Genomic DNA, 12333 nt, shown 5'->3' with positions numbered 1-12333 from the left:
CACAACCTCCTCATTTGTACGGCCATTGTGTTTGGGTAAATGTCGCATGTCAACAGCCATCGACTCACGTTGCCGAGAGGGGTGATTGACACCAAGAAGCCCATATGTAACATGGCATGGTCTTTGGCCGTACAAATCTGTCGGAGGTATGGCGTGGAGCCTGAGAACATCGCGACCCGGCGACGATCGTGCCTGGCGGTGCCAGGCGGCGAGATCCGCAAGCTGGCTCGGGCCGCTGACGCGGGTGCCGACGAAGTGGTCATCGACCTGGAGGACGCGGTGCCCGCCGCCGACAAAGACCGCGCCCGCGATCTTGTCGCTCGCACACTGGCGACCTGGACAGGCGGTGCGGTCACCGTACGGATCAACCCGCCGCGCAGCCCGTGGTGCCACCGCGACCTGGAGATGTGCGTGGCCGCGGGCGCGGTGCTGTCCACCGTGGTGGTGCCCAAAGTCGAAGACGCGGGTGACCTCGCGTTCCTCGACCGCCTGCTGGACGGGATGGAAGCCGCGGCCGACCGCCGGGAACCCCTGGGGGTGCAGGCGCTGATCGAGTCCGCGGCCGGACTGGAGCGGGTAAGCCACATCGCCGGGAGCAGCCGGCGACTGCGGGCGCTGATCCTGGGCTACGCCGACCTGGCCGCATCACTGGGCCGCCGCGCGCAGGCGTGGGGATATGCCCGCGATGTGCTGCTGGTCGCGGCCCGCACCCACGGGCTCGCGGCCATCGACGGCCCGTTCCTGGGCGTGGCCGACGACGATGACTTCCGCGCGGTGGTCGCAGAGTCCCGCGAGCTGGGTTTCGATGGGAAATGGGTGATCCACCCCCGGCAGATCGCCACCGTCAACGCCGCGTTCGCGCCTACCGCCGACGAGATCGAGGAGGCCGGCCGCATCCTGCACGCGCTGGAACAGGCTGAACTCGCAGGGAAGGGCGCGGTCAGCCTCGACGGCCGCATGGTCGACGAGGCCGTCGCCGTCGCCGCCCGCCGGGTGCTCGCACAGGCTGGAGCCGCATCATGACCGCACAGACCCCACAGGCCCCGACGGTGGTGGACGGTCCGTTCTTCGATGACCTGTCCGTCGGCGACGTGTTCAGTACGGCGCCCGCCATGACGTTGACCAGCGGCCTGGCCGCCGCCCATCAGGCGATTCTGGGTGAGCGGCTGCGGCTGCCTCTGGACGACACGCTCGCCGCTGAGGTCTGCGGGCAGCCGTCCCTGGCCTCACCCGCGTTGGTCTGGAACACCGCGATCGGCCAGTCCACCGTGGTGACCCGGCAGGTGGTCGCCAACCTGTTCTACCGCGGCCTGGTCCTGCACCGGGCTCCGGCCATCGGTGACACCTTGCGTACGGTCACCGAAGTGGTGGGCTTGCGGGGAAACCGGCCCAAACCCGGCCGCGCCCCCAGCGGCATGGCCGCGCTGCGGATGCACTGCGTCGACCAGCACGGCCGGGCCGTGCTCGACTTCGTGCGCTGCGCGATGCTGCCGGCCCGTACGGCGCAGGCCGCCGCGGCCCGCACCGATGACCTCGACACGGTCGGCGCCGACGCCACCGACGCGGCATACGCGGCGGCGGTCGCGGGCTTCGATCTCGATCGCTTCCGCCAGGCCGCGCCCGGCCCGCACTTCCGCGACCTGCACGTAGGCCAGGAGTGGCGGATCACCGGCGGTGACGTGGTCTCCAGCGCACCCGAACTGGCACGGCTGACCCTGAACATCGCGGCCGTCCACCACGACGCGGCGGCGGCCGGGCCGACCGGCCGACTCGTCTATGGAGGCCACACCATCGGGCTCGCGCTGGCTCAGGCCACCCGGGCACTGCCCAACCTGGTGACGGTGGCAGGCTGGCAGGAATGCCAACACACCGGCCCGGTCCACGAAGGCGACACGCTGTACAGCACGCTGCAGGTGCAGCGGCTTGAGGAATTGCCCGGCGGCGGGGGGCTGGCGCACTTGCGCAGCAGAGTCCAGGCCGTTGCCGTGGGTGAGAGCTCGGCGCGAGACGTCCTCGACTGGCGTTTTGTCGGGGTTTTTGCGTGAATGAGCTGAATGTTATGCATTCCAGAGGAATGAGTGCAATGGAGGTGAGTTGACGCTTCTCCCGCAGGCCGCCGACGGTGGCGGAGACGGGAGATTCACGGCGACCGCCCTTCGGGGCGGTCGAGCTTAGACACGCCATGGCAATGCCCTCGCGTCCGGCTCGGCAGACAGCCGAGGACTTGTGGTGATGTTTCGCCGAGAATGAGCGACTTATCCGTTTTATGGATAAGCCTGCACATGGGTGAGCGGCATCAGAGTCGACATTCCACGCATGGCGCCTCCGGGCTTGGCGGCGCACAGCGGCCACACTTCCGCCGGCCATTTTGGCCGGCCGTACCGGCGGGCCGAACTTGTCGGCCGTACCTGCCAGCCGGACTGAGTGCCGCACTTACCGGCCGCACTTACCGGCCGAAGTTGCAGGCCGAAGTTGCCGATCGTACTTGTGGACTGCACTTGTCGGCCGTATGGCACCGGCCCACTTAAGGCCCCTCGACGTTGTTCGACGTTGTTCACCTCTTTTCCGACGCGGCCATGGTCGGAGCGGTAGGGTTGGGCGCATTACGCAGATTCAACGCGACCTTCACGAACTCGTGAAGGTGATCTTGTATGCGAACTCCGGCCACGCGCATCGTGGATCATCGCGCGGCTACGAGACACGGCCCCTGAGCACACCGCCGGCCCCGCGCACTCACCGTCACCGATACACCCAACCCTGTGACCGTGAACCCGTAATCGCAGCTCAGCCTCCGGGCGACCGTCGCCGAGATTTAATGACACGGAGAACTTCTCGCACCGGCGACCCCGGATCCTATGGGCTATAGTAAGTAGAGTAGCGAGCAGAGAGAGGGAAGCCGGCCGATGGCAACCGTTCAGCCGCGCGCGATGGCGATCCGATCGCGCAGCGATCTCGCCGTAGAGCGACTAAAGACCTCGATTCTGAGTGGCGAACTACGCCCCGGCCAGCGGCTTGTTCCCGCCGTCTTGGGAGAGGCATGGGGGATCAGCCAGACGCCGATGCGCGAGGCATTCCAGCGCCTCGCCGCGACAGGGCTCATCGAACTCGTGGACCAAAAGGGCGCTCACGTCACCGCCATTTCGCCCGAGGACTGCAAAGATCTTTTCACCCTACGCGCCAGCCTTGAGGGCGATGCCCTTCGGCGCTCTATCGCGACCGGACCGCCGGGCTGGCAGCAACGGGCGCAGGACGCCTATACCGCCCTCGCGGAGAATCTCCACGAAGACATGTTCTCCAATGCCGAGAAGCTGGACAGCTTCGACCAGGCGCACCGCGAGTTCCACCTCGCGCTTATCAGTGGCGCGCGATCCCACTGGTTGACGCATGTGATCGAACTGCTCATGGACAACTCGATTCGCTACCGCCTGGGAACCCTGCGTTACCGCGGAGCCTCCGACGCGCTCCTCGAAGAGCACAAGCGCATGCTCGACGCGGCCCTCGCCAACGACGCCGATCTGCTGGTGCAGCTGAACGATGCGCATCTCGCGAAAACGATTGAACTGACCCAAGAACTCGCCACGAAATCCGAATGAGGGGAACCCGTTCGGGTCCCCCTCATTACCCGGCACTACCCGGCACTACCCGGTCGGGTATTTGCGGGCGAAGTACGGCGCGACGGCGCCCGGGTCGACCCTGGCGTCGAGGAGCAACGGACGGTCGAAGTCCTTCGCGTTCAAGGACTCCACGTCGCCTGCCGTACGAACCACCCGGCTGGCGATGCCCATCGAAGCGGCAACGGCCGCGATGTCCACAGACGGAAAGAACGCGATCTCATCGGGCATCTGCTTGGCCCGAAGGTGATGGACCTCCGCACCGTAAGCCGCATCGTTGAAGACGGCGATGACCAGGCGCGGTGCGAGCCTGGCGACCGTCTCAAGTTCGGCGAGCGCCATCAGGAAGCCACCGTCCCCCATGGTCGCGATCGTGACACGGTCAGGACGGCCGACGGCCGCGCCGATGGCAGTGCCCAAAGACAGGCCCAAGCTCCCGAACCCAACGGAGAGCAGGAAACCACGCTCATCCGGGGGGAGCAGGTGTGTGCTTGGAAATTGCATGAAGTGACCGGTGTCCACAACGATCGTGCGTTCGCGAGGTAGCGTCCGGCTGAGCACGGCGGAGAAGGTCCTCGGGTCGATCGTCTCGCCGACCGCGTCGCCGGTCGGCCATCGCTCCGGATCCCAGTCGTCCAGCAACCGTCGCACCCTGTCCGAGCGGTAGCCGACGTGGACCGGCGTGTCCCGTGCTTCGAGCGCGCTGACGAGCTCCTGCGCGACACGGCGGGCGTCCCCCGCCAGGGTCACGGTGGGACTCACGCGCTCCCCCAGAGCGGCCTCATCCAGGTCCACCTGGACGATCGAGGCGGACCGGTAAAGACGCCCACCTGCTGTGGTCAGCGCGTTCAAACGCGCGCCGAAGCTCACCACCAGGTCCGCGTCGGCAAGCAGGTCCATGGCCTGAGGCGTCGAGAATCCCCCGGACACGCCCACAGACCACGGATCATCGGCGAACAGGCCATGCGCCATCAAGGTGGTCGCCAACAGGGCGCCCGTCCTTCGTCCCAGCTCGCGAAGCGCTGGGCCGGCCGCGGCCTTCGCCGCGCCCAAGCCCGCGAGCAGCACCGGACGCCTTGCTGACGTCAGGAGCTCGGCGACCCGCTCGATGTCGTCCGGTTCCCGCACGCGGACACGCTCGACATCGGGCTCGACATCGGGCTCGACATCGGGCTCGACATCGGGTTCGCGCGTGAGCTGTGGCGGTGCCGTACCCTCGTCGGTGCCGTCGGCGTCAGCGGTCAAAAGCGTTTCGGGAATGTTGAGCACATACGGCCGTTGCTCGCGTTCGGCGACCGCCATCGTGGCCGCGATATCGGCCTCGATCTGAGATGGTTCGCGAGATTCCACGAAGCCGGCGCCGGCGAGAGCGGCTATCGCAGCATGATCGCTGCGCTGTAGGTGGTAGAGATCGTTCGGAGCGACGTCGCCGACCACGAGCAGCAGGGGCACACGGTCGCGGACCGCCGCGGTGAGGGCGGTGAGCGCGTTGGTCAGGCCGGGGCCCTGGGTCACGCTCGCGATCGCCCGTCGGCCGCTCGCGCGCTGAAATCCCGACGCCATCGTGACCGCTCCGGACTCATGGCGGGCCCGGACGAATTCGATCCCGGACGTCGCGGCCAGGTGCGTGATCATCGTCAGATTTCCGTCGCCCAGGAGACCGAATACGTGGGTGACGCCCGTGGCGGCGATACCGCGTGCCGCGGCCTGGAAACCCTTCATTTCTCGTCTACCAGACTCTCAGAACACTGCGATCGGATTGACCGGCGAACCCGTTCCTCCTGGCAGGAAGAGCGGCACAGCAAGCAGCAGGAAGTCGTCCCGGCCCTCCTCCAGGCAGGCGTCGGCGAGCGGCTCAAGCAGCGCGTTGTCGAGAACGGCCAGCCCGAAAGCGTGGATCGCTCCATGAACCGTGAACGGGATACCCGACTGATAGGCGTCCGGTTGCCGGTCGAGCATGTCCCACACCAGCAGACTGACATCGTGTTCACGCAGGAAGCGGTTGCAGGAGCCGTGCAGCCCCGGGTATTCATGGCGCCCGCTCGGCCCGACCCACCGGCCATAGGGCTTGTCGGGATTGGCGGCCTGCCACTTCTCGCGACCGCTGTAAACGCACACCGCGTCACCCGGCTGGAGCTCGATCCCCCTCTTTTCCAGGATCTCTTCAAGCTCGGCGCCGTGCACCGGCTCGTCGTATTCGACGAATTCAACTCCGCGGTGCCTCGGCACGTCGAGCATGACGCCTCGGGTGAAAATGCCGTCTCGCCACGCCTCGATCCCGCCGAAGGTCGTCCCCCGGAATCCGAGCACGTCCGGCCCTCGGCCGTTGTAGATACCGTCCGCGTCCCAGACATGGCACAGCGCGTCGAGGTGGGTGACCTGGACACCATGGGCGTAGACGCCGATCCAGTCGCCGGCGTGCCCGCCGCCGTGGTGGATGTCGGTGCGGTTCCAGTACTGCAGCGCCGGCTGGGGGTTGTGCGGGCCGGCATCGGTCGGGAACGGCCGGCTGAGAGAAACCTTGCGACCCGATCTCGCCATGCCCGCGGCGGCGACGATCCGCTCTGGAGTGACCAGATTGATGGTTCCGCGTTCGTCGTCAGGTCCCCACCGGCCCCAGTTGCGGTTCTCGCTGAGGTAAGCGCCGGTGTCGTCGTTCATCTGGTCGTGGTTCACGAACGCTTCCGTTCTGTCATTGGCCCTGTGGACGCCCGGAGGCCCGGGCATCCACAGGGATACCGCTGGTGCGGGGGCCTTAGGGCTGCCAGACGATCTCTTCGAACTTCTCGTCCTTCTTGGCGAGCTTCGCTGCCTTCACATAAATCTGGTTGAGCAGCGTGATGTCCTCCTGGGTCACCGGCCCCGCCCATGTCTTGATCTCTTCGGGGGCGAGTCGGCGGATCGCGGCCGTGTCACCGTCAGGCAGTCCCTTGACGATCAGGTCGACCGCCTTCGTGGGGTCCGCCTTCGCGGTGTCGATGGTCTCCTGGACCGCCTGCTGGACCCGCTTCGCCACATCCTTGTTCTGATCAAGCCAGCTGCTCTTCGCGAAGAGCATGACGTTGGGCTGCTTCTGAAGGTCTCCCGCGGCAGGCGTTCGGAAGTCCATCCACACCCGGGCGAAACCTTCGGTGACGGCTGCCGAGGCACCCGGCTCGATCGTGACGTAGAAGTCGAATTCCTTCGCCTTCAGCAGCGAACGGCCCGTCGGGTCATCGGGGACGATGGTGAACGTGATCGACGATGGATCGACACCGTGGCCGACGAGCATGGCCTGCACGGTCGCCTGGTTGTTGAGGCCCAGCACTCCGATGCGCTTGCCCTTCAGCGCCGCGAAATCGCCGGGTTCGATCTTCTGATCGGAGCGTGCAAGCATGATCTGGAGGTTCGTCGACAGCTTGCTCAGCAACTTGACGTTCTCGCCCTTGTCACGAAGGGAGTAGACCGACAGCGCGTTGCTGGCGACGATGTCGACTTCACCGGAAACCAGTTGAGCCGTGCTGATCTGCGGGCTGCCAGGGACGATCTCGACCTTCAGTCCGTGCTTCTTGAAGGTGCCGTAGAACTCATCTCCGCCCAGCCAGACCTGCGAATTCGTCACGATGCCGGGAAACTGCCCGATCTTGACGGTGTCGAGTCCGTCGTCGGCCGTCGAATCGCTCGAACCGCAGGCTGCAAGGGATGCCGCCGCCGCGATCACGACGGCGATCCGAGCAGCCTTTAACGCCATGGTCTTCATATGCTTTCTCCAACTACCTTCGCTGAGTTCTGACGGATATCCGCGGCTGCATCGCCGGATTCAGTGCTTGAGTTGCGACCACAGGCGGTCATAGAGGATGCGGAACTGCGGATCGTCAATGACTTCGTCATGACGGCGAGGTCGTGGGAGATTGACCGGCACAACGTCGACGACCGTGCCGGGCCGCGGTCCGATGACAATGATGCGATCAGCGAGGGTGATGGCCTCGGTGAGGTCATGCGTCACGAATAGAACCGACTTCTCCTCACCGACCTGTTGAAGGAGCAGTTGCTGCATCTCGATCTTCGTGAGATAGTCAAGAGCGCCAAATGGCTCGTCCATCAGGATCGTCGAGGTGTTCTGCGCCAGGATCCGGGCCAGCTGCGCTCGCTTGCGCATTCCCCCCGAGAGCTGGTGCGGATAGGACTTCTCGAAACCGCCCAGGCCCACCTGCGCGAGAAGCTTGTCGGCGTCGACCCCCGACCGGCCGGAGAGCTGCCCGCCGAGGGCCACGTTCTCACGGGCGGTGCGCCATGGAAGCAGGGTGTCGTGCTGGACCATGTAGCCGATGCGGGAGTCGAATGTCCGACTCTCCTCGCCATACACGCGGACGCCACCCGACCAGCGTCCGGCGAGGCTGATGCCGGCAACCGCGTTGAGGATAGTGCTTTTGCCGCATCCGCTTGGCCCGACGACGCAGACGAACTCGCCTTGGCCGATCTCCAGGGTTACGTCCCGGAGGATTTCCAGTGGTTCCCCCGACTTTCTGTCGACAGTGAGCGAGAGTCGCTCAAGCTCGATCACATTCGAAGGGACGTCGGCGCGCTGTCGGGTCTCAACGGCGGGTACTGATGCATTCATGGAGAGATCCTGATCGCTTGGAGGTGGCGTGACAGGCCGAGCTGCCGCTCGATCGACCGATGGAGACTCACGTGGACGCGGGTCCATCGTCCTTCCACCGGATCATCAGTCGCTCACATATGTTGAGCACCGCCGAGAGGCAGTTCGCGAAGATCGCAACGATCACGAGGACGGCGAAGACGCCCGCTGAGTCGAAGAGTGCGGCGTATCCCTGGAGGAGGAATCCGAGGCCGTTCCGCGATGCCAGCATCTCGCCCACGATCGCTCCGGTGAGCGCGAAGATCAGGCTGATGCGCAGGCCCGCGAAAATCCACGGCACCGCCGACGGCAGATACACGTGGCGTACGACGTCCGCGTTTCCACCGCCCATGAGCCGGACGGCGTTGACGAGGTTGCGATCGACGTTCGCGATGCCGGAGTACGAGTTGAACAGCATCGAGAAGAAGACCAGCGAAACGACCAGCACGATCTTCGACATCTCGCCCAGCCCGAACCAGATCACGAACAACCCCACGAGGGCGGTCCGCGGCACGGTGTAGATCGTGGTCACGAAGGGCTGGAACAGCTTGTAGATATTGGGCTTGAGCGCGAACACCAGTCCGCACGCCACTCCCAGCACGGTTCCAAGGACCAGGCCGACCAGGATCTCCTTCGTGGTCACCCAGGCCGCACTGTAGAGCCGCTCGCTCATGGCGAGCTCCACGAGCTTGTCCCAGACCTTGAGCGGTCGGCTGACCAGAACCTCACCGACCAGCCCCATGCTGACGGCGAATTCCCAGGCGGCCAGGAAAACGACGAAGACCAAGATCTGACCGGCTCTGAGCCGAATGCCTGAGAGTTCTTTCCCCCGTTTGCGGGCACGACCGCGGCTGGGCGGTGCCTTCTGCTCGGAGTCGCTCTTGGATTCGGACGCGAGAACACTGCTCACGCGACCACCTCCCCTGCTTCATTGAGGTACTGGTTGGTCGATGGCCACGCGTCCGTTCGTATGATGATCCCGACGAATGACGCGTTGCCCATCCCAGCGTTCTTGTAGGAGTAGACGCATCCCGCCGGCACGGTGAGGAAGTCGCGCTCCCCCACCCGGAACTTCTCACCGTCGACGAGGAAGTCGATGACGCCGTCAAGGCCGATGATCACTACATCCGCGTCTTTGACATGCGGAGGACTGGCCTGCCCCAAGGGCAGCACTACGACCCCGGTGCGTGCGTTGGTGACCTCAACCGCCGGCGTGCGTCCTCGGTGCCACCCCCACTCGTCATCGCGGTGGAGCCCGGTCCAGCTCAGACCCGCAACTTGGTCGGCCCACGCGAACAGCCGCGGGGTCCCCTTCTCTTCTTGCACGCCGTAGTCACCTCACCGTCGCTGTACATCGCTGTACAATATGGACTATAGAGGGGGAGTATGGCTGTGACTCGCCAGCATCGTCAAGGCTGGATTTCACATACTTCACATGTGGGCGGCTTCGCCAGTGCGTCGATTCGGCTAGCGGCCTGCGGAAGCACTGTTTGAGCTGGTGACGCGGCATGCCGTCGGGCAGTCTGGACCGGCGCCGCGCAACCGACTGCGCAAGCGATCGACGTGGCGGTGCCGTACGGATGAGCGGCGGAGGGAGCCGGCGCAGCGATCCGGGGGTGTGGATGCACTGCTCTCGGGAGGGTGTCCCTGTGGGTTTATCAAGCGGCCAAGGTCATCAGCGGAGCGGCTTACCGGCGTGTTGGTGGGGGTTGCGGTCGCGGCGCATGACGTGGATGACGTCGGCCGACGGGGAGCCAGATCGAGGAGGGCAATGTTGCCTTTCCTGCCCTCAGCTTGCTTTTTATCGTAGTAGTGCCTGTTTTTGGCAGGCTAACACGGAGAGGAACGTAGCGCCTTTGCGCGCCTTGTTGCGCGCTTGAGTGCCTTATCAGCACTTGGGCGCATGATCGCCTGTGATGGCCCAGCGGCGCACCGCCTCGGTGCCGCTGCGCCCGACGCCAGGCGACCGGGGACGGCGGTCCCGGTCTCGACCCCCGAGCCAGCGGCCCGGACAGCGCAAAGAGGGTGATCTGTCCCACCTGGGTTACAAGGTGTTTACGCTGTCGATACAGGGCATTCAGGGAATGGGCCACCTGGAACGCGCTTTTTCACCCTTGGCCGCCAGACCGAAACCTTGCCGGTCCCCCAAGACCGCGCCGGAAGGCGCCTCGGGGGGACACGCGGATTCATACCCTTTCGAATCTATACTTCATAGAGTATGCTCCCGGCATGCCCCGCGAAGAGAAACCCGCGACGCCGCCCGTGCCGCTCGTCCCGGAGTCGCTGTACGCCATGGGCTCGGCGTTCCAGGCCGACGGGCGTGTTTCGTGGCTCCCGAAGCACACGACCGGTTGGCAGGCGACCAACGCCTACGCAATCGTCACCCCTGACAGAACAACACTCATCGATCCTGGTCCGCGCTACCAAGGCGAACTCGTCGCCTCGCAGCTGCTGGACCTCGTTCCATCAGACACTTCGATCAACATCTGCCTTACCCGTGCCGAGCGAGATGTCATCGGTGCCATCGATTCCGTCGGCCGATCCTTTCCCATTGAAAGGCTTGTCGCCGGCGGCATTCCGAACCTCTTCGACGGCTTCGAATCCCTGGCCTCTGTGAAGTCCGGGGGGCACAGCGGGTTCGTCCAGATGTCCCGCATGCCCAATGGCTCTGCGATCCCGATCGGCGACGACCGCGAACTCATCGTGTTGGCACCGATGCTTCGTGTTCTGTCGACCTTCTGGTTCTATGACGCCGAGACCGGCTCGCTGTTCACGTCGGACTCCTTTGACCACCTCCTCGCCGACACGTTCGAGGAAGCTCGTCTGCCCTGTTCGGAGCCGTCCAAGATCTGGTCGGACCCGACGGCGGTCGACGACCACCTCCTGGCGAAGTTCTGGTGGCTGGAAGGCGCCGCCCTGGCACCTGTCCGTTCCGATCTCGAAAAGCTGTTCGGCGAACGCACCGTCAACCGAATCTGCCCTACTCACGGACGGGTCATCGAGGGCGCGGAGCACGTTGCTGCGGCATACGAGGCGATCCAGTCCGCGCTCTCACGGTTGGACGAAGGGTCTCTCACAAGAGGTGCACATCAGTGATGTCCGATCAGATCAGCGCCATCCCACCCCGAGAACTTGAGCCTGGCTTCTGGTGGCTGCCCCAATGTGTTCCCACCGGACCCGTGTTCGACGGGGTCCGGGCCCACCTTCACGCCTCTCAGTTCCTCATCGTCGGGTCGGACGCCACCCTGCTGTACGACGTCGGATTCCCGAGTCTCAACTCGGACCTTCACGCCGGCCTCGATCAGGCGCTTGGGGACCGTCCTCTGGACTGGGTCATCCCGAGCCACCCGGAACTGCCGCACTCCGGCGACCTTGAGGCGCTGTTCGAGCGCTATCCGAACCTCCGGGTCGGTGGCGACGTCCGCGACTACCACCTCTACCTGCCGGAGTACGCCGATCGTTTCCATGAGCTTCCGATCGGCCATGTGATCGACCTTGGAGACGGCTACTCCTTTAAGGTGATGCCGGCCGTGATCAGGGACATCCCCAACACGGTGTGGGGTTATGAGGCGCGCACGCAGACGCTCTTCACGGCCGATGGAATCGCCTACACCCACCATCCCCCGCCGGATGACCCCGACGATGAGGACGACGACACGTTCCACCTACCCGGGGAATGTCTGCTGACCTCAACAGAGCTCGACGTCGAACCCACACTGGACCAGGCGACGTTCGTCACCCGTACGGCCCTGTACTGGACGCGGTTCCTGTCGAGCGAACCGTACTTCGAAGAGCTGGAACAGATTTTGGCCACCCATCCGATCCGGATGATGGCCCCTACTCACGGCAACATCGTGACGAACCCAGCGAGCGTTCTTCCCGTGATTCGGGAGGCCCACCGGCTCGCGCTGGTGGAGGGCAAATCGGCGCGGGCGGCGAACCCGTTCGCGAAACCGACCGCCACGTAACCACCGCCCGGCGCATAGCCGACGGATATCCCGCCACTCACCCGCGGGCCGGAACACCTGCCCGCGGGGTTCGAACAGCACGACCAGACCTACTCTCAGGGAAACGTCTCTCTCGACAACAGAGGTGAATGTTGAA

The 12333-nt window shown here is 65.1% G+C and carries 11 protein-coding genes; 5 read left to right on the top strand and 6 right to left on the bottom strand.

What is annotated here, in order from left to right:
- The first annotated feature begins 153 nt into the window (after positions 1-153).
- From BLQ73_RS22195 to BLQ73_RS22185, 3 genes are all read left to right on the top strand, one after another.
- Positions 154-1023, top strand: coding sequence for an HpcH/HpaI aldolase/citrate lyase family protein (locus tag BLQ73_RS22195; RefSeq protein WP_245691272.1), 870 nt, complete (start codon positions 154-156; stop codon positions 1021-1023).
- Positions 1020-2045: a MaoC family dehydratase gene (locus BLQ73_RS22190; RefSeq protein WP_093172944.1), complete on the top strand. Its 1026-nt coding sequence runs from the start codon at positions 1020-1022 to the stop codon at positions 2043-2045. Before BLQ73_RS22195 ends, BLQ73_RS22190 begins: the two co-directional genes overlap by 4 nt.
- An 858-nt stretch (positions 2046-2903) precedes the next feature.
- Positions 2904-3593 (top strand): GntR family transcriptional regulator, encoded by a 690-nt coding sequence (locus BLQ73_RS22185; RefSeq protein ID WP_093172942.1) that lies wholly within the window; start codon positions 2904-2906, stop codon positions 3591-3593.
- A 45-nt stretch (positions 3594-3638) separates the two neighbouring features.
- Here the strand turns inward: BLQ73_RS22185 and BLQ73_RS22180 are convergent, their stop codons facing one another.
- The 6 genes from BLQ73_RS22180 to BLQ73_RS22155 all read right to left on the bottom strand — a co-directional run bounded on the left by BLQ73_RS22180 (position 3639) and on the right by BLQ73_RS22155 (position 9555).
- Complete coding sequence (locus tag BLQ73_RS22180; protein ID WP_093172940.1) at positions 3639-5333, bottom strand: thiamine pyrophosphate-binding protein; 1695 nt, start codon at positions 5331-5333, stop codon at positions 3639-3641.
- Positions 5334-5351: 18 nt separating this feature from the next.
- A complete protein-coding gene (locus BLQ73_RS22175; RefSeq protein ID WP_176955597.1) occupies positions 5352-6287 on the bottom strand; it encodes a cyclase family protein in 936 nt (311 codons plus the stop codon).
- 79 nt (positions 6288-6366) lie between these two features.
- A complete protein-coding gene (locus BLQ73_RS22170) occupies positions 6367-7350 on the bottom strand; it encodes an ABC transporter substrate-binding protein (RefSeq protein WP_093172937.1) in 984 nt (327 codons plus the stop codon).
- A 60-nt stretch (positions 7351-7410) separates the two neighbouring features.
- Positions 7411-8154: an ABC transporter ATP-binding protein gene (locus BLQ73_RS22165; RefSeq protein ID WP_218125961.1), complete on the bottom strand. Its 744-nt coding sequence runs from the start codon at positions 8152-8154 to the stop codon at positions 7411-7413.
- Between the two features lie 124 nt (positions 8155-8278).
- Positions 8279-9139 (bottom strand): ABC transporter permease, encoded by an 861-nt coding sequence (locus BLQ73_RS22160; RefSeq protein ID WP_093172933.1) that lies wholly within the window; start codon positions 9137-9139, stop codon positions 8279-8281.
- Positions 9136-9555 carry a cupin domain-containing protein gene (locus tag BLQ73_RS22155; RefSeq protein WP_093172931.1) on the bottom strand — a complete coding sequence of 140 codons (420 nt, stop codon included), beginning with the start codon at positions 9553-9555 and terminating at the stop codon, positions 9136-9138. Before BLQ73_RS22155 ends, BLQ73_RS22160 begins: the two co-directional genes overlap by 4 nt.
- A 903-nt stretch (positions 9556-10458) precedes the next feature.
- Here BLQ73_RS22155 and BLQ73_RS22150 point away from each other — a divergent pair.
- A complete protein-coding gene (locus tag BLQ73_RS22150; protein WP_093172929.1) occupies positions 10459-11325 on the top strand; it encodes an oxygen-binding di-iron domain-containing protein in 867 nt (288 codons plus the stop codon).
- Positions 11325-12197 (top strand): MBL fold metallo-hydrolase, encoded by an 873-nt coding sequence (locus BLQ73_RS22145; protein ID WP_093172927.1) that lies wholly within the window; start codon positions 11325-11327, stop codon positions 12195-12197. Before BLQ73_RS22150 ends, BLQ73_RS22145 begins: the two co-directional genes overlap by 1 nt.
- Positions 12198-12333 lie beyond the last annotated feature (136 nt).

The organism is Sinosporangium album (genome assembly GCF_900100605.1).
Lineage (GTDB): Bacteria > Actinomycetota > Actinomycetes > Streptosporangiales > Streptosporangiaceae > Sinosporangium > Sinosporangium album.
The sequence above is the reverse complement of the archived record's forward strand: the minus strand, read 5'-3'. Positions and strand labels throughout refer to the sequence as shown.